Source organism: Constrictibacter sp. MBR-5 (assembly GCF_040549485.1).
In the GTDB taxonomy this organism is placed as follows: domain Bacteria; phylum Pseudomonadota; class Alphaproteobacteria; order JAJUGE01; family JAJUGE01; genus Constrictibacter.
The window spans coordinates 15,781-41,088 of sequence record NZ_JBEPTK010000021.1 but is presented as its reverse complement, the minus strand read 5'-3'; the positions used below and the strand labels follow the sequence as shown (position 1 = coordinate 41,088).

Annotated in this window: 24 protein-coding genes and 2 pseudogenes; 13 read left to right on the top strand and 13 right to left on the bottom strand. The window is 64.9% G+C overall.

The window, feature by feature from the left end; genetic code table 11:
* The first annotated feature begins 2 nt into the window (after positions 1–2).
* The 6 genes from ABIE65_RS25375 (at position 3) to ABIE65_RS25350 (ending at position 4,351) form a co-directional block, all read left to right on the top strand.
* A complete protein-coding gene (locus tag ABIE65_RS25375; protein ID WP_354081576.1) occupies positions 3–1,142 on the top strand; it encodes a copper resistance protein B in 1,140 nt (379 codons plus the stop codon).
* A gap of 67 nt (positions 1,143–1,209) precedes the next feature.
* Complete coding sequence (locus ABIE65_RS25370; RefSeq protein ID WP_354081575.1) at positions 1,210–1,629, top strand: DUF411 domain-containing protein; 420 nt, start codon at positions 1,210–1,212, stop codon at positions 1,627–1,629.
* A gap of 4 nt (positions 1,630–1,633) precedes the next feature.
* The gene (locus ABIE65_RS25365) at positions 1,634–1,765 is read left to right on the top strand and encodes a hypothetical protein (RefSeq protein WP_354081574.1); all 132 of its coding nucleotides are present in this window, start codon (positions 1,634–1,636) and stop codon (positions 1,763–1,765) included.
* Positions 1,762–2,211 (top strand): c-type cytochrome, encoded by a 450-nt coding sequence (locus ABIE65_RS25360; protein ID WP_354081573.1) that lies wholly within the window; start codon positions 1,762–1,764, stop codon positions 2,209–2,211. The genes ABIE65_RS25365 and ABIE65_RS25360 overlap by 4 nt, the downstream gene beginning before the upstream one ends.
* Positions 2,212–2,288: 77 nt before the next feature.
* Positions 2,289–2,738 carry a DUF305 domain-containing protein gene (locus ABIE65_RS25355; protein ID WP_354081572.1) on the top strand — a complete coding sequence of 150 codons (450 nt, stop codon included), beginning with the start codon at positions 2,289–2,291 and terminating at the stop codon, positions 2,736–2,738.
* Positions 2,739–3,175: 437 nt separating this feature from the next.
* Complete coding sequence (locus tag ABIE65_RS25350) at positions 3,176–4,351, top strand: ISL3 family transposase (protein WP_502918576.1); 1,176 nt, start codon at positions 3,176–3,178, stop codon at positions 4,349–4,351.
* Between the two features lie 243 nt (positions 4,352–4,594).
* Here ABIE65_RS25350 and ABIE65_RS25345 read toward each other — a convergent pair whose 3' ends face one another.
* From ABIE65_RS25345 to ABIE65_RS25330, 4 genes and pseudogenes are all read right to left on the bottom strand, one after another.
* Positions 4,595–5,359, bottom strand: a complete 765-nt coding sequence (locus ABIE65_RS25345) for a peptidoglycan-binding protein (protein ID WP_354081570.1) — start codon at positions 5,357–5,359, stop codon at positions 4,595–4,597.
* A gap of 404 nt (positions 5,360–5,763) precedes the next feature.
* Positions 5,764–6,954: pseudogene (locus tag ABIE65_RS25340) on the bottom strand (IS256 family transposase).
* Positions 6,955–7,446: 492 nt separating this feature from the next.
* Complete coding sequence (locus tag ABIE65_RS25335; RefSeq protein WP_354081610.1) at positions 7,447–7,677, bottom strand: transposase domain-containing protein; 231 nt, start codon at positions 7,675–7,677, stop codon at positions 7,447–7,449.
* Positions 7,678–7,831: 154 nt separating this feature from the next.
* Positions 7,832–10,063: a heavy metal translocating P-type ATPase gene (locus ABIE65_RS25330; RefSeq protein ID WP_354081569.1), complete on the bottom strand. Its 2,232-nt coding sequence runs from the start codon at positions 10,061–10,063 to the stop codon at positions 7,832–7,834.
* Between the two features lie 90 nt (positions 10,064–10,153).
* Here ABIE65_RS25330 and ABIE65_RS25325 point away from each other — a divergent pair, with 90 nt between their 5' ends.
* The 5 genes from ABIE65_RS25325 (at position 10,154) to ABIE65_RS25305 (ending at position 14,189) form a co-directional block, all read left to right on the top strand.
* Entirely contained in the window at positions 10,154–10,597 is a 444-nt protein-coding gene (locus ABIE65_RS25325; protein ID WP_354081568.1) for a MerR family transcriptional regulator, read from the top strand.
* A complete protein-coding gene (locus ABIE65_RS25320; protein WP_354081567.1) occupies positions 10,594–10,929 on the top strand; it encodes a YnfA family protein in 336 nt (111 codons plus the stop codon). The genes ABIE65_RS25325 and ABIE65_RS25320 overlap by 4 nt, the downstream gene beginning before the upstream one ends.
* Before the next feature lie 12 nt (positions 10,930–10,941).
* Positions 10,942–11,439 carry an MFS transporter gene (locus ABIE65_RS25315; RefSeq protein ID WP_502918574.1) on the top strand — a complete coding sequence of 166 codons (498 nt, stop codon included), beginning with the start codon at positions 10,942–10,944 and terminating at the stop codon, positions 11,437–11,439.
* 277 nt (positions 11,440–11,716) lie between these two features.
* A complete protein-coding gene (locus ABIE65_RS25310) occupies positions 11,717–12,133 on the top strand; it encodes a hypothetical protein (protein WP_354081566.1) in 417 nt (138 codons plus the stop codon).
* Positions 12,134–12,926: 793 nt separating this feature from the next.
* Positions 12,927–14,189: an IS256 family transposase gene (locus tag ABIE65_RS25305; RefSeq protein ID WP_354081565.1), complete on the top strand. Its 1,263-nt coding sequence runs from the start codon at positions 12,927–12,929 to the stop codon at positions 14,187–14,189.
* A gap of 153 nt (positions 14,190–14,342) precedes the next feature.
* On the opposite strand, the gene ABIE65_RS25300 is transcribed toward ABIE65_RS25305, so the two are convergent.
* Positions 14,343–14,555 (bottom strand): hypothetical protein, encoded by a 213-nt coding sequence (locus tag ABIE65_RS25300; protein WP_502918573.1) that lies wholly within the window; start codon positions 14,553–14,555, stop codon positions 14,343–14,345.
* Between the two features lie 523 nt (positions 14,556–15,078).
* Here ABIE65_RS25300 and ABIE65_RS25295 point away from each other — a divergent pair.
* A complete protein-coding gene (locus ABIE65_RS25295) occupies positions 15,079–15,744 on the top strand; it encodes an RNA polymerase sigma factor (RefSeq protein WP_354081564.1) in 666 nt (221 codons plus the stop codon).
* Positions 15,745–16,012: 268 nt separating this feature from the next.
* Positions 16,013–16,909: a DMT family transporter gene (locus ABIE65_RS25290; RefSeq protein ID WP_354081563.1), complete on the top strand. Its 897-nt coding sequence runs from the start codon at positions 16,013–16,015 to the stop codon at positions 16,907–16,909.
* A 66-nt stretch (positions 16,910–16,975) separates the two neighbouring features.
* Here ABIE65_RS25290 and glgP read toward each other — a convergent pair whose 3' ends face one another.
* The 8 genes and pseudogenes from glgP to ABIE65_RS25250 all read right to left on the bottom strand — a co-directional run bounded on the left by glgP (position 16,976) and on the right by ABIE65_RS25250 (position 24,975).
* Entirely contained in the window at positions 16,976–18,058 is a 1,083-nt protein-coding gene (gene glgP, locus ABIE65_RS25285; protein WP_354081562.1) for an alpha-glucan family phosphorylase, read from the bottom strand.
* A gap of 27 nt (positions 18,059–18,085) precedes the next feature.
* A pseudogene (locus ABIE65_RS25280) lies at positions 18,086–18,846 on the bottom strand (IS5 family transposase).
* A gap of 78 nt (positions 18,847–18,924) precedes the next feature.
* Entirely contained in the window at positions 18,925–19,524 is a 600-nt protein-coding gene (locus ABIE65_RS25275) for a hypothetical protein (protein ID WP_354081561.1), read from the bottom strand.
* A 31-nt stretch (positions 19,525–19,555) separates the two neighbouring features.
* On the bottom strand, positions 19,556–20,230 hold the full coding sequence (locus tag ABIE65_RS25270) for a CBS domain-containing protein (RefSeq protein ID WP_354081609.1): 675 nt from the start codon (positions 20,228–20,230) through the stop codon (positions 19,556–19,558).
* 20 nt (positions 20,231–20,250) lie between these two features.
* Positions 20,251–21,303: a type II glyceraldehyde-3-phosphate dehydrogenase gene (locus ABIE65_RS25265; RefSeq protein WP_354081560.1), complete on the bottom strand. Its 1,053-nt coding sequence runs from the start codon at positions 21,301–21,303 to the stop codon at positions 20,251–20,253.
* A gap of 310 nt (positions 21,304–21,613) precedes the next feature.
* The gene (locus ABIE65_RS25260; RefSeq protein ID WP_354081559.1) at positions 21,614–22,267 is read right to left on the bottom strand and encodes a methyltransferase family protein; all 654 of its coding nucleotides are present in this window, start codon (positions 22,265–22,267) and stop codon (positions 21,614–21,616) included.
* A gap of 23 nt (positions 22,268–22,290) precedes the next feature.
* Positions 22,291–22,554 carry a DUF2933 domain-containing protein gene (locus ABIE65_RS25255; RefSeq protein WP_354081558.1) on the bottom strand — a complete coding sequence of 88 codons (264 nt, stop codon included), beginning with the start codon at positions 22,552–22,554 and terminating at the stop codon, positions 22,291–22,293.
* Between the two features lie 69 nt (positions 22,555–22,623).
* On the bottom strand, positions 22,624–24,975 hold the full coding sequence (locus tag ABIE65_RS25250; RefSeq protein WP_354081608.1) for a heavy metal translocating P-type ATPase: 2,352 nt from the start codon (positions 24,973–24,975) through the stop codon (positions 22,624–22,626).
* Between the last annotated feature and the right edge of the window lie 333 nt (positions 24,976–25,308).

Here is a 25,308-nt window from a genome sequence, read left to right as displayed (position 1 = left end):
CGATGGGTCGTTTCCTCACCCGCCTCGCGACCGCATGCGCGCTGCTCGGTGCTGCCCCTGCCTATGCGCAGCACAGCGGCCACAGCATGCCGATGACGGCACCGCCGCCGGCCTCCGGTATGGACACCATGCGATCGACAGGAATGGGTGCAGCGAACCCCCATGCTGGCCATGGAGCCGCACCGGCGCAGGTACCGGCAGCGCCCGCGCCAGCCGATCCGCATGCGGGGCATCAGGCGATGCCGATGATGTCGGGACAATCGATGCCGCATACCGGCCACACCCCGCCGGCCACCCAGGCGGATCCGCATGCAGCTCATGCAATGGGGAGCGGAACACCGATGTCCGGCATGCAGGCCGGCCATGCGATGAGCGATCCGTCTCCCTCCGTGCCGGAAGCACCGCCGCCGGCGGCCGCCACGTCGGGGCCGCGTCATGCGGCGGATACGGTCTTCGATCCCCAGACCATGGCGGGTGCGCGCGAGACATTGCGTACCGAACAGGGCGGCCTCACCGCCTACAAGATCATGGCCGACCGGCTCGAGTACCGGGCTCGGGACGGGCGAGACGGCTATCTGTGGGACGGTCAGGGCTGGTATGGCGGCGATATCGACAAGCTCTGGATCAAGACCGAGGGCGAAGGCACGGTCGGGAGCAAGCTCGAGGATGCCGAGATCCAGGCGCTCTGGAGCCGGGCGATCACACCATGGTTCGACTTTCAGGCGGGTGGACGACAGGACTACCGGCCTGATGGTCCAGACCGGTCCTACCTGGTGCTCGGCCTGCAGGGCCTTGCGCCCTACTTTTTCGAGCTCGATACCGCGGCCTTCGTCTCGCAAAAGGGTGACGTCACCGCCCGCATCGAGGCCGAGTATGACCAGCTCATCACCCAGAAGCTGATCCTGCAGCCCCGTGCCGAAATCGAACTGGCCGCCCAGGACGTGCCGGAGCTCGGCATCGGAGCGGGCCTGTCCACCTTCGAGGCAGGATTGCGCCTGCGCTACGAGTTCGTACCCGACTTCGCGCCGTATATTGGCGTCGAATACGAGCGCAAGGTCGGCAAAACCGGCCGCTACGCCCGTGACGAGGGCGAGGACGCGGGGAGCACGTCGTTCCTCGTCGGCTTGCGCATGTGGTTCTGACCTCCCATCCCCGGCGGACAACCTCCGCCGGGGACCGCTACGCCCGAGATCCTACGGAGTCCGAAATATGCGCATCCTTGCTTTCCTGTTCGCCTGGCTGATGACGGCGCCGGCCGCTTTTGCGGCGACCCAGGCCACCCTCTACCGCAGCCCCGACTGCGGCTGTTGCCTCGATTATGCACGCTACCTAAAGGCGGAAGGGTTTGCCGTGGAGGTCGTCGCCACGGACGATCTCGCTGATCTCAAAGCGCGTCATGGCGTCCCGGACGACCTGCAAGCCTGCCACACCACCCTGATCGGCAACTATGTCGTGGAAGGCCATGTGCCGGCCACGGCGTTGCGGCGGCTTCTCGCTGAAAAGCCGACGATTGCCGGGATCGCACTGCCGGGTATGCCTGCCGGCTCCCCCGGCATGGGCGGTAGCAAGACCGGGCCGTTCAGCATCTACGAATTGAACCGTCCCGCAGCACTCTTCAGCCAGGAATGACGGCATGATGCATGACAGCATGATGGGCGGCGGCATGATGTGGGGTATGGGCTTCGTCGGCCTTCTCCTCATCCTCCTGCTCGTTTTGGCCATAGCAGCACTGGCGAGGTATCTGTGGCGAGGCCGCCGCGATTGATCCGCCGCTATGCTCTCGCCGGCGCCGTCCTGGTCGCTGCCACGTTGGGAATCGGACTTCGTGGGTGGGGCGCCCCCGGCCCCGCGATCGACGCGGCCGACCGGCAATTAGTGGCACGCGGCCTGCCCCTCTACCGGGAGCACTGCGCCAGTTGCCATGGCGCCGACCTGCAAGGGGAGCCGGACTGGCGTACCCGCAAAGCCAATGGGCGCCTACCCGCACCGCCGCACGATGCATCGGGCCATACCTGGCATCACAGCGATGCCCAGCTCATCGAGATGACCCGAAAAGGTCCCGGTGAAATCGTTCCGGGCTATCAAAGCGATATGCCGGGGTTCGCGACAGTCCTGAACGATTCGGAGATCATTGCCATTCTGGCCTATGTAAAAAGCACATGGTCAATCGCCATCCGTGCGAAACAGGATGTGCGGAATGAGAAACAATAAACTTAAAATAGCGAACATATAGGCATTTACATGTACGTGTTAATGCTGTCAGGACAATGCTATCCGCAGGAGTATTTATGAAATCGTATGCCTGCTTCGGCGTGATGATCGCCACGTCTACACTCGTCATGTTCGGGCTGATGTACCTGAATACCTACGCACTGGATCACATCTTTTTCAGTGAAACGCGCGCCTATATGGCACTCGTCATGGGTGCCACCATGGCCTGCATCATGCTTTTGTTCATGCTCGGCATGTACCCAAAAAGGGGTATCAACACCGCTATTATCATCGCGAGTGTCGTGGTCTTTGCCGGAGCGTTGTATCTCGTACGTAGCCAGGAGACGGTTGAGGACGTTTCCTGGATGAAGGCCATGATCCCGCATCATTCGATCGCCATTCTGACCAGCGAACGCGCGCATATCGCCGATCCACGCGTGCGCAAACTCGCCGACCAGATCATCGAGGCTCAACGCTCGGAGATCGCAGAGATGAAGGCGCTTATCCAGGACCTGGAGCGCAAATAGATCGGCCGATGCCGATCCGCAAAGAGCATGCTGGAGAGCTCGCCGCAGCAGAAGGCCGGCCTGCGCACTGGGCAAGCCGGCCTGGCTGGGCGCTTCTATTGCTTCTTCTTGCCCAACTCGGGCACTGCCGCCACCGGTCGCGCTGCCCTCGACAGCAGCGGATCCGGTGCGCGCAGGGTCGGACCCGGTGGACGGTTGTCTTCATCGGCACCGGATCCGATGCGTTGGACTTGCCGCTCGGCGAGCGGGCCGCACTGCCGCCACCAGTGGCACTGCCTTCGACCGCTGCAGACCCGGTGCCCGGCACGACCTCCGTTACCGTCAACCCAGCCGGGATGGGTGATCCGATATGTGTTTCGGCGTGCAAGTTTGGCTCTGACGCGCATTTCGTGCAGGGCTACTACACTTGGTAGGCATCCATGATCGGAGTGCTTGCCATGGGGTATGGACGGTTCCAGTCGCTCTCGCCGGGCGGTCTCGTGATCGACAACATGGAGATCGGATCCGAGCGGATCCTGATCGACGCTCGCTGCCGGGCTGCCGTCCCGATGTGCCCTGCCTGCGGACAGAAATCCGACCGGGTACACAGCCGTTATCGGCGTCGCCTGCTGGATCTGCCTTCCCATGGGAGGATCGTCCAGCTGCGCATCGCGGTTCGGCGATTCCGATGCAGCCGGGCGGATTGCCCTCGCCAGACCTTCAACGAGCAGCTGGGGGAAGAGGTCGCCGGTAGGTCCGCTCGCCGGACGTCGCGGCTCGAAGTCATCGTCCGGCATCTCGGCATCGCCCTGGGTGGACCTCCCACTGCCAACTTGGCGCGCCGATTGATGCTCCCGGTCAGCAAGGACACGCTGCTGCGCGTCGTCCGTCGGCACGCGGTCAGCAACACGCAGCCTCTCCGTGTCGTGGGAATCGACGATTGGGCCTGGAAGCGGGGGCAACGCTACGGGACCATTGTCTGCGACCTCGAGCGGCGGTGCATCGTGGATCTTCTGCCGGATCGCGAGACCGGCACCGTCGAAGCCTGGCTGGCGCAGCACCCCGAGATCGCTGTCATCTCACGCGATCGCGGCGGCGGCTATGGCCCGGCAGCGGCTAGGGCCGCACCGCAGGCGACGCAGGTCGCGGACCGCTGGCATCTGATGGAGAACGCCAGCGCCGCGTTTCTCGAAGCGGTGCAGCGATCGATGCGCTCCATTCGTCAGGCGCGCCGCCGCACGCAAGATCCCATCCGCCCGGATGATCAATCATCTGATGACACCAGGCGCGATCACCTCGCCCGGCCCGACGCGATCATCGTAGCCGCGGTCGAGAACGCCGTACCGAGACTGGCGGCCGCCCGCGATCTGACGGAGCGCTTCCACGAGATGCTGCGGGCCCGCGCTCCGGATGACCTTCCCTCGTGGATCCAAGACGCCGCCGGCAGCCTGCTCGGTTCGTTCGGGAAAGGCATCGCCGCCGATCGAACCGCCGTCGGCGCGGCCCTGACCGAGTCTTGGTCGAACGCTCAAACCGAAGGGCAGATCACCAGGCTGAAGCTCGTGAAGCGCCAGATGTACGGCCGCGCAAAGCTCGATCTGCTCCGAGCCCGCCTCCTCGCTCCAGCTTACTGAACCCAGGTGCACGAAAAGTGAGTCAGAGCCAGCTTTGAACGCCGTTTGACAATCCGATACGCGCGCCTGAAGCCATGATGCTGATCCCCTTGGTGAATCAGCGCCACTTAGCCACCAAACTGCATCGAAAAAAGAGACAGAGCCCGTGTTCGACCCCGGCATCAACCTGCTTGCCTTCCTCTTCTTCGCCGCCATCGGCGTCCTGTTCGGCATTATTCCCCCCGTCGCTTCGGCGCGGGCGTCTCAACGGGCGCGCATCCTCCGCGCGGGCTTCCCCGGTCCATGCATGAAGCCCTGCATCTCCTCCATCGTCAGGCTACCGTCGTCATCGCCATCGGCGGCGTTGAAAATGCGTTCATGCGCCGCCTGAAACTCCTGCGGTGAGAGCGCTCCGTCGCCGTCCGCGTCCATCAGGGCGAACATGAGACGCATCATGTTCGGGCCGCGCATGCCTCCATCTTCGGAACCCATCCCCGCGCCGGAGCCACGGCCGGCCATCATGCCAGGCATTCCGCCCTGGTCGCCCATCATCCCCATCATGCCGCCCTGGCCCATGCCTTGACCCATCGTGCCTTGACCCATCATGCCTTGGCCCATCATGGGGCAGCCCTGACCCATCGCGCCGCCCTGGCCCATGCCGCCTTGGCACATCCCGGCACTGCCCATCCTCTGACCACGCGCATTTCCTGCGGCAACGCCCAGCTTGTCGAGAGTCGCCTGGTCCGGCTCGCCGGTGACGGGGAGGTGGTGCTGCGACTGATACTTTCGGATAGCGGCTCGCGTCTCCTCGTCCAGAACGCCGTCGGCCGTCACGGTCATGCCCTGCTCGCTCAGTGCTTCCTGCAGCGCCTTCACTCTCGAACCGGGAATCGCTGCCGGCGACGCGGGAGCCGGGGCGACCGTAGGCGCTGAGGTCTGGGCGTTGGCGGTCGTCGCCGCGCCTACCATTGAGGCAGTCAGGGCCAGCGCAGTAGCGCCGAGCATCATGTTCCTTAGCATCGTGTGCATGGCGTCACTCCTTAAGGCTGTGGGAGATCGCGCCGGCACCTGACGCCGGGGCATCCCGGGCGGGTCTCCGGCGGCAGTCGTTCCAGGACTGGCTTGGGCGGGCATGAGCCGTCACCCGCATCTTCGTTCGGGTCCCGACTGGTCCGGCGGGCGATAGCGCCAGGCAGCGGTTGGACCCGTCACTCGCGATAACTCCATAGCGCAGTCGAAGTTCCGGTTCCTCGATCTTAAGACTGCTCATCGGGCGGCTCCTGTTCGCGCTGTTCGTCGGGCGACGTCGGTGGCATGCCGGGCCTGCGGTATTGTGATTCGGTATGGCGCTCGCATTACCGAAGGGAGAGCGTCCGGGTCGTATCCCTAGGAGTGGTGTAGGAGTGCCGGTCCTCGGCAGGGTCCGAGGGTAATCAGGCGGCCACGGCGGACAACCTGAGGACGGGATCATCGCTCAGTGCTGCAAGCGACTCCAGGCTCATGTATCGGCGGCTGGCCGCCCACTCGTCGTTCTGCTCCAGCATCAGGACCCCCACCAGGCGGACGACGGCGCGATCGTTGGGGAAGATGCCGATGACATCGGCTCGCCGCTTGATCTCGCCCTTCAAGCGCTCGAGCGGGTTGGTGGAGGCGATCTGTGGCCAGTGCTCGCGCGGGAACGTCATGTAGGCGAGCACGTCCTCACGGGCGCCGTCCAGGAGTCCGGCGAGCTTGGGGAAGCGCTCGCGCAGGGCGTCGGCCACCTGCCGCCACTGGGCGTGTGCGGCCTCGGCGCTGTCCTGGGCGAAGATCGTCTTCAGCATGGCGACCGCCGCCGGGCGCTGCTTCGCCGGCACGTGCGCGAGCGCGTTCCTCAGCCAGTGCACGCGGCACCGCTGGTGCGTGGCACTGAACACCTTCGCCGCCGCTGCCCGCAGCCACTTGTGGTCGTCGGCGACGACGAGCTTCACCCCGCGCAGGCCCCGGTCGGCCAGGGAGCGCAGGAACGCCTTCCGGAACGGCTCGGCTTCCGAGGCGCCCGTGGCGACGCCGAGCACCTCGCGGCGCCCATCCGTGTTCACGCCCACGGCGATTATCACGGCGAGCGACACGATCCGCCCGGCCTGGCGAACCTTCAGGTAGGTGGCGTCGATCCACAGATAGGGCCAGGCGCCCTCGATGGTTCGGGAAGGCGTTCACCCGCTCGTCGATCTCCTCGCAGAGCCGGCTGACCTGACTCTTCGACACGCCGGAGTCACCCATCGCCTTACGACGTCGTCGACGGCCCGCGTCGAGATCCCGTGCACGTATGCCTCCTGGATGACCGCCGTCAGGGCCTTCTCGGCGGTCCGTCGAGGCTCCAGGAACGAGGGAAGGTAGGAACCCTTCCTCAGCTTCGGGATCGCCAACTCGATCCGCCCGGCCCGCGTCTCCCAGGCGCGCTCGCGATAGCCATTCCGCTGCGTCAGGCGCTCGGCGCTGCGGGCGCCGGCCGGCGCTCCCGTCCTGGCCTCCACCTCCAGCTCCATCATGCGATCGGCCGCAAAGGCCAGAAGCTCGCGCACAAGGTCCGCATCCGCACCCTTCTCGATCAGCTCGATCAGGGCCATCCTGTCATCGGTCATCGTCGTCTCCTGCTCAAGGTTCAGCTTCGCAACCGAACCCTAGCCGAAGACCGGCGATGGCCACCTCAGTGGCAGCTCGCTCCTACACCACTCCCAGGGACACGACCCGGGAGGGTCACTCTCGCCGCCCCAACGATGGCAGGAGACTGCGAGCCGACCGCCAAGCGCAGCCGCTTCTCAGCATGGCCTAGGGCGCGAGTTAGCGCGGGCGGGTAATCGTCGGCCAGCAGTTCCTCGACCCAATCCAGGCCTTCTTCGACAGAGCGGATGAGCCCGACACCCTGCGGGGTTTCAACCTCCACTGGCGGGTCGAAATTCGTGGCGGTCAAAGAGGCTCCCTTTGTTACGGAGGATAATTCGAACGATCCGAGCACCATACCTCTCGCGCATACCACGAGAAACCGTTGTGCGGTAACGTCCCCTTCCCCTTCTCCTGGCGCCACAGGGGCGCGACCGGCCACGGGGGTCGACGGGCCGGAGCAGCGTGATCGCTTACCCTGAGCGGGTCGCAGGTAGTGACCGGCGAGAGATAAAGGGCGACGCGAGCCCATCGCCATATCGCGTGGGTAACATGCCGATCGAGCCCATGATCTTCGTCCTCAAGGACGATCCCGGCATGAGATCATCGATGGGGCTCTGCGAATGGCCGTCGATGATGCCGGTGAGTGTGTGGGGGATGTAGGCGACGGGATCGGCGCCGTTCAGCTTGCAGTTAGCGACGATGGAGGCGAGGAGCCCCAGTTCTCGGCCCCGACCTCATGACCGGCGAACAAGGCGGTCTTGCGGGTCAGGGCCACGGGCCGGATTTGGGCGCCCTGGGCTCGTATATTATCCTGATCTTCGCCGCGAGAACCCGCAGCTGAACGGCGAGATCATCTCAGGCCTCCCTTTCGGAATTGAAGGCCAGCAGACGCAGCGCATTGAGCGTGACGAGAACCGTGGCACCGGTATCGGCGAGGATCGCGATCCAGAGCCCGGTCACGCCCAGCACGGTCGTGATGAGGAACACCCCTTTGAGGCCGAGCGCGATCGCCACATTCTGGCGGATGTTCGCCATGGCCGCGCGGGAGAGCCGGATCGTTCCTGCGACATCCGTCACCCGGTTGCGCAAAAGCGCCGCGTCGGCGGTCTCGAGCGCCACATCGGTGCCCGATCCCATGGCGACCCCGACATGGGCCGAGGCCAGCGCAGGCGCATCGTTGATCCCGTCGCCCACCATCATAACGCGACCATGCACCACCATCTCGCGGATCGCGGCGACCTTGTCCTCTGGCATCAGTTCGGCGCGGTGTTCCATTCCGAGGGCCTGCGAGATCGCCGCAGCGGTACGGGCGTTGTCGCCGGTCAGCATTACCGCCCCAACGCCGAGCGCCTTCAGCTGACGCACTGCGTCGCCTGCGTCCGGGCGCGGCTCGTCCCGCAAGGCCAGAAGCCCGACCAGCCGATCCGCGCGGAATATCGCCACGACGGTCTTGCCCGCATCCTCGAGCGCGGCGGCCGTGCGGCGCGCGGCATCGTCGAAAACGCCGGACGCCTCGGCAAAGCGCGGCGAGCCGACCCAAGCAGGCACACCGCTGACCATCGCTTCGGCGCCCTTGCCGGGCAGTGCGCGGGCGCCGGATGCGGGCAGCGGTGCGACACCGTCGGACTCGGCGCGGGACAGGATCGCCTCGGCCAGCGGATGGCTGGAGCCCGCCTCGATCCCTGCGGCGAGTGACAGAACTTCGGCCTGCGATCCGCTGATTGGCACGATGTCGGTGATCCGGGGGCGCCCAAGGGTCAGCGTGCCGGTCTTGTCGAAGGCTACCTGCGTGGTTCGGGCCGCGGCTTCGATCACCGCACCGCCCTTCATCAAAAGCCCGCGCCGTGCTCCCGCGGACAATGCCGAGGCGATGGACGCCGGAACCGAGATGACCAGCGCGCAGGGACAGCCGATCAGCAAAAGCGCCAGCGCGCGGTACACCCACGTGTCCCAAGCTTGGGCGAATGCCAGCGGCGGCACGATGGCCACCATGAGAGCGAGGCCCACCACCGCAGGCATGTAGATGCGGCTGAACTGGTCGATGAACCGTTCGGTCGGGGCGCGGGCACTTTCCGCTTCCTCGACCAGACGGATTATGCGGGCAATCGTATTGTCCTCTGCCGCCTTCGTCACGCGCACGCGCAAGGCTGCTTCGGTGTTGATGGAGCCTGCAAACACCGGTTGGCCGGGTTCCTTCAGGTTGGGCACGCTTTCGCCCGTGACCGGGCTTTCGTCCACGCCCGAGACGCCCTCGATCACCTCGCCATCGGCGGGCACCCGGTCGCCCGGCCTCACCAGAACCGTCTGGCCGATCTTCAGGTTTTCAGCGGGCACCTCGCGCGTCTTGCTGGAAACCTCCAGAAGGGCCGTCTTGGGAACCAGCCGGGCCAGCGCCCTGATCCCGTCGCGAGCCTTGTCCGCCGCGACCCCTTCCAGTACTTCGCCCACTGCGAACAGGAATACCACCAGCGCTGCTTCCTCAGCGGCGCCGATGACCAGCGCGCCGCTGGCCGCGATGGTCATCAGCATCTCGATGGTGAAGGGCATGCCCGCGCGTGCCGCGTTTATGGCGCGAAGGGCAATCGGTGCGACACCGATCAGCGTGGCCAGGATGAAGGCCCAGTTCGCGATGCCGCCGGAGGCCAGAAGCTTCACAGCCCAGGCCGCGACCAGCAGGGCGCCGGTGCCAATCACCAGGCGGCCCTTACCGGTCTGATACCAGGAGGGGTCGCGTGCAGCCGGGCCGTCGGAATGACCCGAAGCGCCTTGCGGAGTTTCGGGTGCAAGGGCGGCATCGCCGGTGGCGCCGGCAGGAAATGTGCCATCGGGCAGAACGAAACCCTTCCGCGGGGCGGCACTCCCCTTGGAAGCAATGCCGAATCCCAGCTTCTTCACCGCCGTCTCGACGTGATCGCGTGACGTCTGATCTTCGTCCAGCGTAAGGCGTAGCCGCTCGGACATCAGCGCCACGTCGACATCGGTGACCCCAGGCAGGCGCTCGAGCGCGCGCCTGATCTTGCCGGCGCAGGATCCGCAGTCCATGCCGGTGACTGTCCATACACAGCTTGTCACATTGCGCGTCGTCATCGTGCTTTCCCGTCCCGCCAAACGTGGCGATTGTCTCCATCGAGTCGATAACCTAATGTCTCTAGCAACTATAGATTCAAGAGACATTTGATGCTGACCATCGGAAAACTGGGCGAAGCGGCGGGCGTCAAGGTTCCGACCATTCGCTATTACGAGCAGATCGGGCTTCTGCCGGAACCCGAACGCAGCGCCGGGAACCAGCGGCTCTACGGGGCAAAGGCGCTCGACCGACTGGCTTTCATCCGCCACGCGCGCGATCTCGGATTTCCGCTCGAGGCGATTCGCGACTTGCTCAGCCTCTCCGACAGACCCGACCAGTCCTGCGCCGCTGCCGACATCATCGCGACCGAACAGCTCGCCACGGTGAAGGCCCGTATCGCACGGCTGACAGCTCTGAAGGCGGAGCTGGAACGGATGATCGCGCAATGCGCCCAGGGCACGATCGCGGATTGCAGAGTGATCGAGGTGCTGAGCGACCATGCGCTGTGCGCCGACGACCATCGTGCCCAGACCGGTTCGGGGGCGGCCAAATGACCGCGATTCCGGCCTTTGCGGTCTACGCCGCCGCGGCGCTTGCCGAGATCGCCGGTTGCTTCGCCGTCTGGGCGTGGATGCGGCCCGGGGCCTCGGCGCTGTGGCTTCTGCCTTGCATCGTCTCGCTTGCGGCCTTTGCATGGGCGTTGACGCTCGCCCCGTCTGACTTTGCTGGTCGCGCCTTTGCGGCTTATGGCGGTGTCAATATCGCGGCCTCTCTGGTCTGGCTCTGGGCGATCGAAGGCCAACGGCCCGATACCTGGAACATGACCGGTACGGCCCTTTGTCTCGTCGGCGCCGGCATCATCCTGCTTGCGCCACGCGCCGCCTGAAAGGTTCACCTCATGCTGCGATTGCTCGCCAACCGCGCCTATCGCCACCTGTTCGCGGCGCAGGTCATCGCGCTCCTCGGCACCGGACTTGCGACAGTGGCGCTTGGCCTGTTGGCCTACGATCTGGCGGGGGCGGATGCGGGGCTGGTGCTGGGTACCGCTCTGGCGATCAAGATGGTGGCCTATGTCGTGCTGGCCCCGATCGCAGCGGCCTTTGCCGAACGTCTGCCGCGCCGCGGGATGCTGGTCGCGCTGGATCTGATCCGCGCTGGGGTCGCGCTCGCCTTGCCCTTCGTGACCGGGGTCTGGCAAGTCTATGTGTTGATCTTCCTGTTGCAGGCGGCGTCGGCTGGGTTCACGCCGACTTTCCAGGCCACCATCCCCGACATTCTGCCCGACGAGAAGGACTATACCCGGGCCTTGTCGCTGTCGCGCCTGGAGGCGCGTGACCCAACCTGGTGCGATGTTTCCCGGAAACATCGCACCAAGACGGCACTCAATACGGCGTGAGGTTCCGAATGATCGACCTGGAAGCACCGGATCCCAACTGGCCCGTGCCGGGTGCAGATGGTCTGGGGCGAGGCGGACGGCTGGATCCCGATCGATCGCGGCCGCGCCCTCGCCGCCGCCATTCCCGGCGCGCGCTTCCGGCCGAACCGGACGGCGGCCACCTGATCCCGGAGGCGCGCCCGAGGCCATCGTGCACGTGGTCGAGAACTTCGTGGCACGGCTGCACGCGGGCTGAGGGCGGGCATCACCGCCAGCGATTTGACGAAGGGGGTCGCCGATGAACACCACTGTCATCAGAGCGCTGACCGTCCTCTTCGGTGTGAATCTCGTCGCAACTCTCATCCACTATGCGGACAACGTCGCCCGTCTGAATGCCTATCCCGATCTACCGACCACCGCGCCGTGGCACATCCTAAGCTTCCTTGCTATCATGTTACTGTTCGGCATTGCTGGATTCTGGCTGTTTCTGAAAAATCACCCGATGCTCGCGGCATATTTTACGTACATTTATTGCGCCCTGAATTTCGTGGTACTGGGACACTACACCGCATCCCGGCTCAACGGTCCGGTTTCCGAGTATGGAATGGCGATTCATCTCGCCATCTTCGCGGAGGTACTGACGGCCCTCGCGCTCTTGCTCTATGTGGGTCGCCTGCACTGGCGATTGCGGCGACGGGGGCCGACGGAACGGTGACCTGTCGCCCCCGCCGGACGATCGTTCGGGTCAGATGACCTCCGGCGGAGCAAAGCTGGTAATCGGGGTCGTACTGGATCTCGATCTGCAGAGCAGCGTGTTCAATGGTGACGCGGTATTTGAGGCCGTCGGGGATTCGATCGTGGACGGCGTCGCCCGGATGGCCGTCGGGCATCACGGAAAAGGTGTGCTGTCAGCGCGTTTGACGTCGTGTTCAGAGACCAGATGTGGAGGTCGTGGGCCGACGGAACGCCCGCGTCGAACAGCAACCACGCCTCCACCGCGTCTCTCTCGACCAAAAACCCGACACAGCGTCCAGCCAAGCGACGATTTCAGTAGCCGTAACGCTACACGCGATGACGAGGCTGATCCCCATGGGGTCAAGCCAGAGCCACCCGGTGGCCATCATTCCGCCAGGCGCGAGCACGACGCCCGCCGACACCGCGGCGTCGGCGGGCATATGGAAAACGCACCATCGGGATTCAGATCGTGCTTGCGCTCCTTCTTAAGAGCAGAGCCGTGCCGGTCTCGATCTACAATGCCGGGCGCGGCGGAAATCTGCCTCTGCAGGTGCGCCACCTCGAGCACCGGGGGTAGTGTCCGGCTGCGTCTCGGTCAGGTTCTTCGTCTGGTCGAGATCCTGCAACCGCATCATCGGCGTGACGATGGGGCCTTCGGGCTGGGAACGACGTGGCGGGAGCTATGGCCGAAGCTGGGTGATGACGGTTTGAGGAAGGCGGCGTATCGAGGCGGGTAACCAGCCTGCCAGAACCTCCCGAAGGAGCGATACGCCATGACGACGGATAGCACTGTTGTCGCTTTTCAGCACCCCGACGATGTCGACGATCCCCTGACATCCATTCTGCGTGACGGTGCCCGCCGTCTGCTGGCGCAGGCGGTCGAGGCGGAAGCAGAGGCATTTCTGGCCGCGATGAGGGACGAGCGGCTTGCCGATGGCCGGGCTCGTGTCGTGCGGCACGGCCATGGGCCGGAACGGATGATCCAGACCGGGATCGGTCCGGTGCCGGTAAAACGGGCGAAGCTGCGCGACCGCGGCGCGGTGGATGGAGAGCGGATCACCTTTACCTCGGCGATCCTGCCGAAGTGGGCGCGGCGCACGCGGAGCCTGGAGGCTCTTCTGCCGGTTCTCTATCTGCGCGGCGTGTCGACGGGCGACTTTCAGGAAGCTCTTTCAGCGCTCCTCGGAAGCGAGGCGCCGAACCTTTCGCCGTCGGTTATCGGGCGGAAGGAAGAGTGGACGAGCGATTACGATCGTTGGCAACGGCGGGACCTCTCGGCCAGGCGGTATGTCTACATCTGGGCCGACGGCGTGTATCTCCAGGCGAGAATGGAGGACACTGCGGCCTGCATGCTCGTCGTCATCGGCGCCACGCCGGAAGGCCGTAAGGAACTGGTCGGCTTCCGGGTCGGCGTCCGCGAGAGCACCCAGAGCTGGCGGGAACTGCTGGTCGACCTGAAGGCCCGCGGTCTGTCCGTCGCGCCGGAGATCGCCGTCGGGGACGGAGCCCTCGGTTTCTGGAAGGCGCTCGACGAGCTGTTTCCGACGACCCGCCACCAGCGATGTTGGGTACACAAGGTCGCCAACATCCTCAACAAGGTGCCGAAGTCCATCCAGCAGGGAATGAAAGACGATCTGCGCGAGGTGCGCGACGCACCGGACCGGGCGACGGCGGAAGCCGCCATCGAGGTCTTCGTCGAGAAATACGGGATCAAGTATGCCAAGGCCGCCGAATGCCTGGTAAAGGACCGCGAGGCGCTCCTGGCCTTCTTCGATTTCCCTGCCGAGCACTGGGACCACCTGCGGACCGCCAACCCGATCGAGAGCGTCTTCGCCACCGTCAGGCACCGCACCGTTCGCACCAAAGGCGCCCTCTCGCAGAAGACCGCCCGCATCATGGTCTTCAAGCTCGTCATCGCCGCCTCGAAGACCTGGCGCCGGCTGAAGGGACAAAACCGGTTGCCCATGATCATCGAAGGCGTCAAATTCGCCGACGGCGTCGCCGTCAACACGACGTCAGCACACCACGCCGCCTGACCGCCGCGTCACCCAATATCGGCCATAGCTCACGTGGCGGACGATGCCGTGATAATGTGATCGGTCCAGCAGGAGCAGGGCCTAACCGTCGGCGCGGTGTCCATGACGAACAGGAAGCGCCTGCCGATACCCTGCAGGTGCGGCGGTGAGGAACTACGCCAGCCAGAGCATCCGGATTGACATCCAGATCGCCATGGCGATCATCATCAGGTTTTCGGTGAGGGAGACGAAGCCCAAGGGCACGTTGCTCGAGCCGCCGACACAGGCGCATTTGATCTCGCGCTTGTCGATATAGACGGCCTTGAAGACCGAGACTGAACCGCCCCGGGTTTGCCGGAGGCCCCAACTCCTGAGAGGAAGGGACAATTCTCGTCGGCCTCGGGAACTCCACCTCGCACGGCGATGTTGAGTGAGGTAATGCGAACCTGGTCTCCGCGGCACAAGGTTGCCCGACGGTGCCGCGGATTTTCGCAGGTTCACCTCTGCAAGGCAAAGCGACTCAAGAGGATTGGGCCGGTGCCGCGAATTCGGGTGGAGTTGCTCCTCTCCCTGCTGATCGTAGTTGGTCTGGGTTTGCACATGGTGCACGCTGGCCCTTCATCTTCCGAGGTGGAGGCGGTAGAGGCGAACCAGGTAAGTCCCGAGGAACCCGATCGCGCAACGTGCGCCGGATTGCCTGCGGTTCAGCACTGCGGCTCGGCGGCGTCCTGTGCCGTTTTGCCTGTAAAGTTCTCGATACTCTGCCGTGCGCCGGTACGCGGTAATTGGGCGCCGGCTCCGGCGGATCGTGCTCATTCTGAGATCGTACAACGCCAGTTCCGACCGCCTCGTCTCTCCGCGATCGTCTGACCGACGCGCTGGCGGCTTGGGTAGCCCTGCCCGCGCCGTGATGCCGCTCGCCGAGCCTCTGCACCTGCATGGAATCACCGCAATGCCAACTGTTTCACGGCCAAATGCTGTTCCGTCCAACAGGTGCGCTTCCGACGCTGCCCCTATGCAGCGCCTGGCCGAGTGCCAATCCGAATTTCTGCGCTTCTTGCGACGGCGCATGAGCTGTCCGGATGATGCCGAAGACGCCTTTCAAGACTTTTGCGTTAAGGTCTTGCGAGCCACGAAGAATCCTGGGACTACCGGCACGATCGATGCTTGGCTCCGTCATGTTCTACGCAACACGCTAATCGACTACTATCGGCGCCGCGCCACGCGGCATCGGGTCGAGACTGCGCACGAAGCTGAGGCTTCCGAGCCGACGGATCAACCGCGCGCGGACCAGCCTGAGAACCCATGCTGCTGCGTCCAGGACCTCGTTCCGACACTCCGGCCAGACTATGCCGAGATTGTTCGACGCGCCGATCTTGAGGAGGAGCCGCGCGAGCGGATCGCTGCCGACCTCGGCCTCACTTCCAACAATGTTGGTGTCCGCCTGCATCGGGCGCGCAGATCGCTGAGAGAGAAAATTGGGGAGCGCCGCCCCACGTGCTGCGGCAACGGCTTCCGGAACTGCGATTGCGGGCCGGCCACAGGGACCAAGAACGGGCGCACAGTATACCACTGAGTGTAACGGCGCCACGGCAGGAGCGTCCTTCCGATCGGTGCCAAGCGCAACCCGTCCTACAGCCGCGCCGCCACGTTCTTCTACATCGATGCGAATCTTCAAAATGGTTCTATCTCCCCTTAGCCAAGCCGGCGATCTTTAAGCTAAACGCAGCGGGGCTGTGCTCTTTCGTCATGGGCCGATCGCTTGTGAAGGACCGCCGGGAAGTCGGGAGCCAAGATGAATATGCGCGGACGAACTGCCTTTGGACAGCATTAGGTGCAACAGGGTGTCATTTCTAACGATCGCGCAAGTCATTCTGGTCATGCTGCTTTGGGGCATGTGTTACCCTCTCATAGCGGCCGGAATCGCGTACGCCCCGCATCTGACTTTCGCCGCCAGTCGGGCCTTTCTCGCGGGCTTGACGCTGACCGGTCTGGCGCTTGTACTGTGTAGGCCGCTACCGAAGGGGACTGCCCATTGGTCAATTGTGGCCACTGTCGGCTTCGGCGCGACGGCCTTAGGATTTCTGGGAATGTTCCACGCCGCGGAGTTCGTCTCCCCCGGCCTTGCGACAGTGATTGGCAATACCCAACCGTTGTTGGCGGCCGTGCTTGGAAGCATGGTTCTCAATGAGCGGCTCACGGCGCGAGGAATGACGGGGCTGACACTCGGCTTCGTCGGCATTCTCAGCATCGCTGCGCCCCAATTTATCGCTCCGGGGCGGGATAACTACATTTTCGGCGTCGCCTATATCATCCTTGCTGCACTGGGCATCACAGTCAGCAACGTCGGCATCAAGCGCATCGCCGGCAAGGTCGATCCCCTCATGGCAATGGGCCTGCAGATGCTGATCGGCAGCGTCCCCCTCGCTCTAATCGCCTGGGGCACGGAGGAGCCGTCGACGGTACGCTGGTCGGTCACGTTCATCGGCATCCTTCTCGCACTCAGCCTGTTCGGTACTGCGCTCGTCTACTGGCTATGGTTCTCAGTGCTCGAGAAGATACCGCTCAACCGAGCAAACGCCTTCAGTTTTCTGATCCCGATCTTTGGTCTGACGATAGGCGCTCTTTTCTTTGGGGAAACGTTGCAGTGGCCGCAACTAGTCGGCATCGTCCTGGTAATCTTTGGGGTAGGTCTGGTTTCGCATCACGGAACCAGATCGGCAGCTGGTATCGCTGCATAGGCCGGGGTGGAACATTCCACGAAGGCCCGCCGCCCCGCCCGTCTCATGTTCGGAGGCGTCAATGCATCATCGGAGATACGCCTCGCTGGCGTAGCGGCGCATCATGCGCTGGCTGTTGAAGCGGGGCCCGATCTTGCTGATCGATTCCTTCATCATCGCAATCCAGCCACCGCGGTCGGCGCGATAGAGCGGCAGGATCGTCCGTTCGAGCTTGTTGTAGAGGTCCTCGGCATCGTCCCCGTGGCGCTGGTCGTCGTGGCCGATCGCCCAGCCGGTCACACCCTCGACCCAGGCTTCGATCCACCAGCCGTCGAGGACGCTCAGGTTCAGGACACCGTTCAGCGCCGCCTTCATCCCGCTGGTGCCGGAAGCCTCGTGGGGCGGCAGCGGCGTGTTCAGCCAGACGTCGGCACCGGCGACGAGTTTCTTCGCGAGCGCCATGTCGTAGTTGGGCAGGAACACCATCGGAATGTCGCCAGCGCGGCTGCGCATGTGGGCGTGGATTTTGGCGATCAGCGCCTTCCCGCCCTCGTCGCGCGGATGCGCCTTGCCGGCCATCACCAGCTGGAATGGCTGGCCGCGGTTGATTGCCCGCAGCCGCTCCAGGTCCGTAAACAGCAAGTCCGGGCGCTTGTAGCCGGTCATTCGGCGGGCGAAGGCCATCAGCGGCACGTCGGGCTGCATCGCCAAGCCGGTCAGAAACTGGATCTCGGCGAGTAGGTCGCCCTTGGCTTCCTGGTGCGCCGTCCAAACGGCGTCGTCCGAAAGCTGGTCCGCCCCGGACAATTCTTCCGGATCGTGCCCCCAGTCAGGGGCGATCTCCTGAAAGAGCCGGACAAAAGCCGGGTGTGTCCAGGTCGGAACGTGGACGCCGTTGGTGACCGCCCGAATGCCATAGCCGGGGAACATGCGGCGGGCCGTCTCGGCGTGGCGCATTGCCACCCCATTCACATAGCCGCTCAGATTGAGCGCAAGGCGTGTCATATTCAGGCGATCGGGGCCAGCCAGCAGCTTCAGCTGGTCCAACGGCAGGAAGTCGCCGAGAAGTCGCGTCGCATCTTCGTAGCTGAAGAGATCGTGGCCGGCCTCGACCGGTGTGTGGGTGGTGAACACGCAGCGCTCGCGCACCCTGTTTGCATCGTAATGCAACGCGCCGTCGCTGGGTCGGTTGGTAGGTCATGTTGACAAATGCCTGGCCCATATCCGCGCGGATACGATCTCGACGAATGCGAGATAGCTGGCGAGGGTCTTGTCGTAGCGCGTGGCGAGGCGGCGGGCGTTCTTCAGACGGTTGAAGCAGCGTTCGATGCGGTTGCGCAGGGCGTAGACGAAGCGGTCGACGGGCAGCTGCGTCTTGCGGTTCCGTCGTGCCGGGATGACCGCCGTGCCGCCATGGTCCCGGACGTTGTCGCGGATCGCCTGGGAATCATAGCCCTTGTCCGCGATCAGCACCCTGCAGTCCGGCAGGTCCTCGTCGGCCATCTCGTCGTAGCCGGTATAGTCGGAGACCTGTCCCGCGGTGACGGCTGCCTTCATCGGCAGGCCGAGGGCGTTCGTGCGGAGGTGGATCTTGGTCGTGAAGCCACCTCTCGAACGGCCGAGACCCTGTCTCTGAGTCCCCCTTTTGCGCCCGCGGCGCAGTGATGCGCCCGCACGATGGTGCTGTCGATCATCTGTACGCTGTCGGGGACGGTGGCACTCTCGTTCAACGCTTCAAGGATCAGCTCCCACAGCCCCGCCAGCGTCCAGCGCCGGAACTGCCGGTAGACCGAGGACCACTTGCCGAACTCTTCCGGCAGATCCCGCCAGGGCGCACCGGTCCGGGCGATCCAGAAGACGCCGTCCAGCACGAGCCGATGATCCACCGGGCGCCGGCCGTTCGGCCGACGGATCGCCGTGACGAACGGCTCGAAGAATGCCCACTCCGCGTCCGACATTCGATCCCGCGCCAACGTCGCCTCCCGTCTGAAAGCGACTTTGAATCAGAAACACCGCCCGCGGGGAATCCCCTTTTGTCAACAGAACCTAGGATGCGGATGCTCCCGCAACAGCGCGACGGGGAGCAGCGCAGCGTGACCCTCGTTCAAGTGGTACATCTCGATGTCGAAGCCGAGCGCGTGCAGGATCCGCATGCCGCCGACGCCGAGCACGATTTCCTGCTTTAGACGATAGGCTTCATCGCCGCCATAGAGGCGGTCGGTGATCGCGCGGTCGGCGGGCTCATTGTGATCCAACCGGGTGTCGAGCAGGAGGACCGGGATCGCGTGGCCGACTGGGCAGGTCAGAACGTGCAGCCACGGCCGTACCCAAACCGCACGCCCTTCGATCCGAACGGCCACCATGGCATCAAGCGGCGTTGCCCAATCCGCCAGATCCCACGGATCGGCGTGGTCAACCTGCCGCCCGTCGCTATCGATTTCCTGGCGCAGATAACCATCCCGGCTTGCGAGAGTCAGGAACACCATCGGCAACTCGAGGTCGGCGCAGGACCGGGCGGTATCGCCGGCGAGCACGCCGAGCCCGCCGGAATAGGTATGCATTTCCGGACGGAGGGCGATCTCCATCGAGAAATAGGCGATCCGCCTGCGCGCGAGAAAGGAATCGATCAGCGACACTGGTGGCTCCTTCGACCGAGGTCCGGTCCGCTCATTCCCACCCATGGGCTGGAATGTTGCTGACGTGAAGTTCCACGCCCTTCACGCCGGGCACGTTCCCGGCAGCGACCCGGAGTGCTTCACCCTGTTCGTGCGAATCCACGAATCCCCAGATCTGTACGATGCCCTCCGCAACCATGACGCTCACGCCGTAGGTCGGCGCCCAGTCGCTCGCGCTCATCTCTTCGAGGATCCGCTTTCGGATCGTCTCGTCCTCGACGGTAGCGGAGGCGACGGGAGCATCGCGTTGCGCCGCGAGGCCGCGCAGCAGATCGGCGCGGCTGACGATGCCGACGATCCTCCCGTCGCGCAGGACGGGCACGCGCTTAATCCGCTTGGTTTCCAGGAGATGAGCGATTTCGCCGGCCGGGGTGTCTTCCGTAACGGTGATCACGTCTTGGGTCATGACGTCGGCGGCGGAGCGGCCGTGCGTCTTCACGTACTGTGCCGCGCTCTCGCCGGGTCCCGAGAAAAGCCGCAGCCACCAGGAGCCGTGCAGTCGGCCATCGCCCTCCGTACGGCGCAGAAAGTCACCTTCGCTCACCATCCCGACCAGCCCGCCCTCGGCTTGAATCACCGGCACGGCGCTGATGTGCCGTTCGAGAAGAAGCCGCGCGACCTCCGACACGCCGGTCTCCGGTGTCACCGATACGACGGACGTCGTCATGATGTCTTTTGCCCTCATCCTCATCCTCCCAGCGCGTCGACGACGGCGCCGATCCCCAGCGCGAGGTTGGTCTTGGCGATAGATTCGTGGGGATCACGTACATGGCCGATCAGGGCCCGTATCGCGTCCACCGTCTCCGGAATGACGATCGCCTGATTATCGACCATATAGCCGTAGAATAGCTCGTCGCCCTCAACCTTCAGCATGTCGGACCACAGCGCAACCTCGTAAAGATTATCGTGTGGCCGGTCGAGGTCGGCCATCAGTTCCTTGACCGTGTTAATCGCCGTCAGGCCGTCCGCCATGCGGATCAGCGCGATCCGGGGGGACGAGCGAAAAGCCGCGAGCACCTCATCCTTATTGGTCTGCCGTGTCAGTTGCACCGCCCAGTAATGCAGGTGCGCTAGCGTCTCCGGCACCTTCACGGCCATGGTGACGACATCGAGCTCGGGATCGACGCTCTGGGCGTCGGGCCCCTGGTGGCTAGGGATCTCGGGCTCGGGTACCAGCGTATTCATGATGCCGCCGAGATGGCTCTCCCATGGGTCGGTGGCGCGGCGCAGCAGCGTCCCGCGCGCACGGTGCAGCAGCCCGGCATGCTTGAGCGCCGTCAGGGTGCGCACGATCGAGGTGGTGTTGCAGGAGACGACGCGCGTGCTGTCGCGGCCGAGCGCGCTCTCGTAGCTGGCCTCGGCGACAAAGGAATGGCCGGTCACCTCGTGCTTCTCGCCGCCTTGCACGATGAACTTGATGCCCTTCTGGCGATATAGTTCCACGTTCTTCGACGCCACGCGCTTCGGCGTGCAGTCGACGACCACGTCCGCGGCCTTGAGCAGGTCGTCGAGGGCGCCGGCGACGTCGAGTCCGGCATCGCGCATCGTCCGCGCATGCTCGCTCGCGGCGCAGTAGAGCCGGTAGCCCTTCTGCGTCACCATCCGCGCCCGCCAGTCGGCGCTGATGTCCGACACGCCGGCGAGTTCCATGTCGTCCTGCCGGGCGACGGCGTCGGCGACGCGCTTGCCGATGACGCCGTAGCCGTTGACGGCGACGCGGGTCCTGCTGCTTGCGTTCATAGCTTTCTTCCTCAGGTAAAAGTAGACACTCCTTATCGGTGCCGAGGGCTCGTGGGGCACCCCGGGTATCGCTATAACAATCCCGAGTGCTCGACCGCCACACCAGCCTAAATGACGGCCAATCGGGAGCAGGTAAGTCGACCAGGGCGAACAGCGGTAAGTCCCCAACACGCCGCCCGGCGCGGTGTAGCGTCAGCAGTGAAGCTACGCGAGACCAAGGCCAAGGCAGAGCGGTTGCCGGTGCGCCGAGTATCTCTTCACACGTGTTCCTCGTTATCCCCGCCTGGACAGGGACTGGCCGCGGCCAAGCCTATGCCGAGCGGCCGGCAAGGGCGGATAATGTCGGGATGAACCCCGGAACGTCGGCCATGTAGCTGCGATAGGCATCGCCGAACTCGGCCAGCGCCGCGCGCTCCTCGCCCTTTGCCAAGCGAACGTACATGATGACGAGGACCGGGAACATCGCAAGCGTCAGCAGCGTCGGCCACTGCAGCAGGAAACCGAACATCACGAGGATGAAGCCGCCATATTGCGGGTGGCGGACATAGGCGTAGACGCCGGTCGTCGCGAGCTCACGCTGGCGCTGCGCATCATAAAGGACCTTCCAGGCGGCCGAGATCAGCACGAAGCCGCCGCCGATGAAGGCAAAGCTAAGCAGGTGGAACGGCCCGAAATGCGGATTTGCCTCCCAACCAAACAGCATCTCGAGCAGATGCCCGGCGTCGTGCGACAGCCAGTTCACGCCCGGATAGCGGCTCTGGAGCCATCCGGAGAGCAGGTAGATGGTCAGCGGGAACCCGTACATCTCGGTGAATAGCGCGACGAGAAAGGCGCTGAACGCGCCGAAGGAGCGCCAATCCCGCGTGGTCTGTGGCTTGAAAAAGCTGAAGGCGAACAGAATGAAGATTGCAGAGTTGAGGACAACCAGGGCCCAGAGGCCATAGGCCGGAGCGCTTTCGGTCATCGCGTTTCTCCTTGTCCCGTCGTTCAGTGACGATGATCGTCAGGCGCCCCGTCGCTGGAGGGCGGGCGCTCGCCCTTGTTGCCGCCCGCCCCGTGTCCGCCATGACCTCCATGCATGAAGAAATGCATACCGATGCAGACACCGAGGAGCAGAACAAGCGGGCCGGCGCCCAGGAGATGGGCCCAATGCTCTGAGACGAGATAGAAGCCGCCCACTCCAAGGAAGACCAGCAGAACCAAGTTGGCGCGCGAGGCAAAGAACCCGCGCCGATTCTCTCCATGATCCATTCTATGCTCCCACACTGTCCGCAGCGTCGCTGCGCGATCTGAACACTGCTACGCCGATGTCATGGCCGCTCATCCGACCGACTCGGCCGAGCGTGCGCCGGTTGCCTCGTCGGACCTGCCACGCCCCACCCCCTCCAGGCGCGTGCGCTTCAGGAGCAGCGCGTTGACGGCGACCAGCGCAGAGCTGCCCGACATGGCCAGCGCCGCGACCTCGGGGCTGACGACAAAGGGGTAGAACACGCCGGCGGCCATCGGAAAGGCGATCACGTTGTAGGCGACCGCCCAGAACAGGTTCTGATGCATCTTGCGCAAGGTCGCGCGTGACAGTTCGATGGCGCCGACGATGTCGTAAGGGTCGCTCCTCATCAGCACCACGTCGGCGCTCTCCATCGCCACGTCGGTGCCAGCGCCGATCGCGAACCCGACATCGGCCTGGGTCAGCGCCGGCGCGTCGTTGACGCCGTCGCCGACCATGCCGACCCGCTTGCCTTGGGCCTGCAGCTCCTTGACCTTGTCGGCCTTCTGGCCTGGCAGCACGTCGGCGAACACGATGTCGATGCCGAGTTCTGCGGCGATGCGTTTGGCGGTGCCCTCGTTGTCACCGGTCAGCATCGCGACCTCGACGCCGCGCTCGCGCAACTTGGCGACGGTCGCCTTGGCACTCGGACGAGCGGCGTCGGCGATGGCGATGAGCCCGAGGATGTTGCCGCCGCGGCCGACATGCACGACGGTGCGGCCGGCGCCCTTGAGGCGGTCGGCTTCCCCCGCGAGCGACCCCAGATCGATCTTCTCCTCGTCCATGAGCCGGCGGTTGCCGAGCAATGCCGTCTCGCTCTCGATTTCGGCTTGCGCGCCTTTGCCTTCCAGGTTGAGGAAGGCGCGCGCCTCCGGCACGTCGAGCCCCTCGGCGCGTCCGATGATCGCCAGCGCCAGCGGATGGTCCGAGCCGCGCTCCACCGAAGCTGCCGTCCGCAGTACTTCGTCCTCGTCCCGGCCCGCGGCCGCCACGACCTCCACGACGCGCGGCTGACCCATGGTCAGCGTGCCGGTTTTGTCGAACACGATGACGTCGAGCTTGGTCGCGTCTTCGAGTGCGCCGGCGTTCTTGAAGAGGATGCCATGCGTCGCGCCGAGGCCGGTGCCGACCATCACCGCCATCGGCGTGGCGAGCCCCAGAGCATCCGGGCAGGCGATGACGAAGACGGTGATCGTCAGGGTCAGGGCGAACAGCAGCGGCGAGCCGATCCACCAGAACCAGACCGCGAACGTCACGAGTCCGATCAGGATGGCGATCAGCACCAGCCACTGCGAGGCGCGGTCGGCGAGGAGCTGCGCCGGTGCCTTTGAGTTCTGCGCCTCCTGCACCAGCTTGACGATCTGCGCCAGTGCCGTGTCCGCGCCCACCTTGGTCGCGAGATAGCGGAAGGTGCCGCTCTTGTTGATGGTGGCGCCGATGACCTGATCGCCCGGCCCCTTGTTCACCGGCATGGACTCGCCGGTCAGCATGGATTCGTCGACGAGGGATTCCCCCTCGACCACTTCGCCGTCGACCGGGATCTTGTTGCCGGGGCGGATGACGACGGTCTCGCCGCCCTGCACCTCCGAGGTCGGAACCTCGACCTCGCGCCCATCCCGCAGGACAGTCGCCATCGGCGGGGCGAGATCGAGCAGCGCGCGGATCGCCGCCGAGGCGCCGGCGCGGGCCCGCATCTCCAGCCAGTGGCCGAGCAGAATGAAGACCAGCAGCACCGCCACCGCCTCGTAGAACTGCACGCCGGGGAAGAAGAAGGTCGAGCCGACGCTGAAGACGTAGCCGGTGCCGACCGACAGTACGACCAGCACCGCCATGTTGAGGACGCCGTTCCGGAGCGCCCGCCAGGCGGCGGTGAAGAACGGCCAGCTCGGATAGACGATCGCGATGCTGCCGAGGAAGAACAGCCAAAGATCGAGGTCCAGTCCGAAGGGCGGCGCGGGCGGCGTGAACATGCCGCCCATCGGCGAATAGACGAAGATCGGTATGGTGAAGACGAGCGCGATCCAGAAGCGGTTGCGCATGTCGCGCACCATGGCGGCCATGTCCATGCCGCCGCCGTGGCCCATCTCCTGCGCCATCTCGTCCTGCGCCGACGTCGGTCCGCCGTGGCCCTGGTGGCGCGGCTGCGCGGACGTCACCTCCGCCGGCTCCGCCCCCTCCGGCTTGCTGACATGCCGCGGCGTCACGCTGCCGCGGCAGCGGAACCCGCAGGATCGCACCTTCTGCCGCAGCCTCTCGGCGCTCGTGACCGTCTCGTCGAAGTCGACGGTCACGCTGCCTGATGCGGGGTTGGAGGTCGCCCGATGGACACCCTTCTCGGCGCTCAACTGCTTCTCGACGCCGAGATGGTCGAGTTTCTCGAATAGGCCGCCGACCTCCAATGTCACAGTACTCAACACCAAACCTCCCAGAACGCGCGGCGCAGCATGCGCCGCAGGTCGACAGGCGCCGTGACGAGTGGCACCTGGCCTTCCCCTACATCTCAGCTGCCGCAGCAGCAGCCCCTCGATTTGCCTTGCGCCGCCTCTCGCGTCGTCTCGGCCTGCGGTTTCCCAGGAGACCGTTCGGGCGCGGCTGCGGACTTCACTGAATCGGCTGGAGCGCGCCCTCCATGACCGCAGCAGGATTCTTCGGTCCGATTGGCCGGACTGACGCTCGAAGGCTTCGTATCCGTGTGCATTGTTGTCATCCTTTCATGTGCGTCCGAGTCACAGCCGGAC

Excerpts from the sequence above, each read along its gene's own strand:
- ABIE65_RS25345 (WP_354081570.1), bottom strand. The coding sequence starts at position 5,359 with ATGCACACGATGCTAAGGAACATGATGCTCGGCGCTACTGCGCTGGCC.
- ABIE65_RS25305 (WP_354081565.1), top strand. The coding sequence starts at position 12,927 with ATGACGACGGATAGCACTGTTGTCGCTTTTCAGCACCCCGACGATGTC.
- ABIE65_RS25320 (WP_354081567.1), top strand. The coding sequence starts at position 10,594 with ATGACCGCGATTCCGGCCTTTGCGGTCTACGCCGCCGCGGCGCTTGCC.
- ABIE65_RS25355 (WP_354081572.1), top strand. The coding sequence starts at position 2,289 with ATGAAATCGTATGCCTGCTTCGGCGTGATGATCGCCACGTCTACACTC.
- ABIE65_RS25370 (WP_354081575.1), top strand. The coding sequence starts at position 1,210 with ATGCGCATCCTTGCTTTCCTGTTCGCCTGGCTGATGACGGCGCCGGCC.
- ABIE65_RS25325 (WP_354081568.1), top strand. The coding sequence starts at position 10,154 with ATGCTGACCATCGGAAAACTGGGCGAAGCGGCGGGCGTCAAGGTTCCG.
- ABIE65_RS25375 (WP_354081576.1), top strand. The coding sequence starts at position 3 with ATGGGTCGTTTCCTCACCCGCCTCGCGACCGCATGCGCGCTGCTCGGT.
- ABIE65_RS25255 (WP_354081558.1), bottom strand. The coding sequence starts at position 22,554 with ATGGATCATGGAGAGAATCGGCGCGGGTTCTTTGCCTCGCGCGCCAAC.
- ABIE65_RS25260 (WP_354081559.1), bottom strand. The coding sequence starts at position 22,267 with ATGACCGAAAGCGCTCCGGCCTATGGCCTCTGGGCCCTGGTTGTCCTC.
- ABIE65_RS25265 (WP_354081560.1), bottom strand. The coding sequence starts at position 21,303 with ATGAACGCAAGCAGCAGGACCCGCGTCGCCGTCAACGGCTACGGCGTC.
- ABIE65_RS25310 (WP_354081566.1), top strand. The coding sequence starts at position 11,717 with ATGAACACCACTGTCATCAGAGCGCTGACCGTCCTCTTCGGTGTGAAT.
- ABIE65_RS25365 (WP_354081574.1), top strand. The coding sequence starts at position 1,634 with ATGATGCATGACAGCATGATGGGCGGCGGCATGATGTGGGGTATGGGC.
- ABIE65_RS25350 (WP_502918576.1), top strand. The coding sequence starts at position 3,176 with ATGGGGTATGGACGGTTCCAGTCGCTCTCGCCGGGCGGTCTCGTGATC.
- ABIE65_RS25315 (WP_502918574.1), top strand. The coding sequence starts at position 10,942 with ATGCTGCGATTGCTCGCCAACCGCGCCTATCGCCACCTGTTCGCGGCG.
- ABIE65_RS25330 (WP_354081569.1), bottom strand. The coding sequence starts at position 10,063 with ATGACGACGCGCAATGTGACAAGCTGTGTATGGACAGTCACCGGCATG.
- ABIE65_RS25270 (WP_354081609.1), bottom strand. The coding sequence starts at position 20,230 with ATGACGACGTCCGTCGTATCGGTGACACCGGAGACCGGCGTGTCGGAG.
- ABIE65_RS25295 (WP_354081564.1), top strand. The coding sequence starts at position 15,079 with ATGCCGCTCGCCGAGCCTCTGCACCTGCATGGAATCACCGCAATGCCA.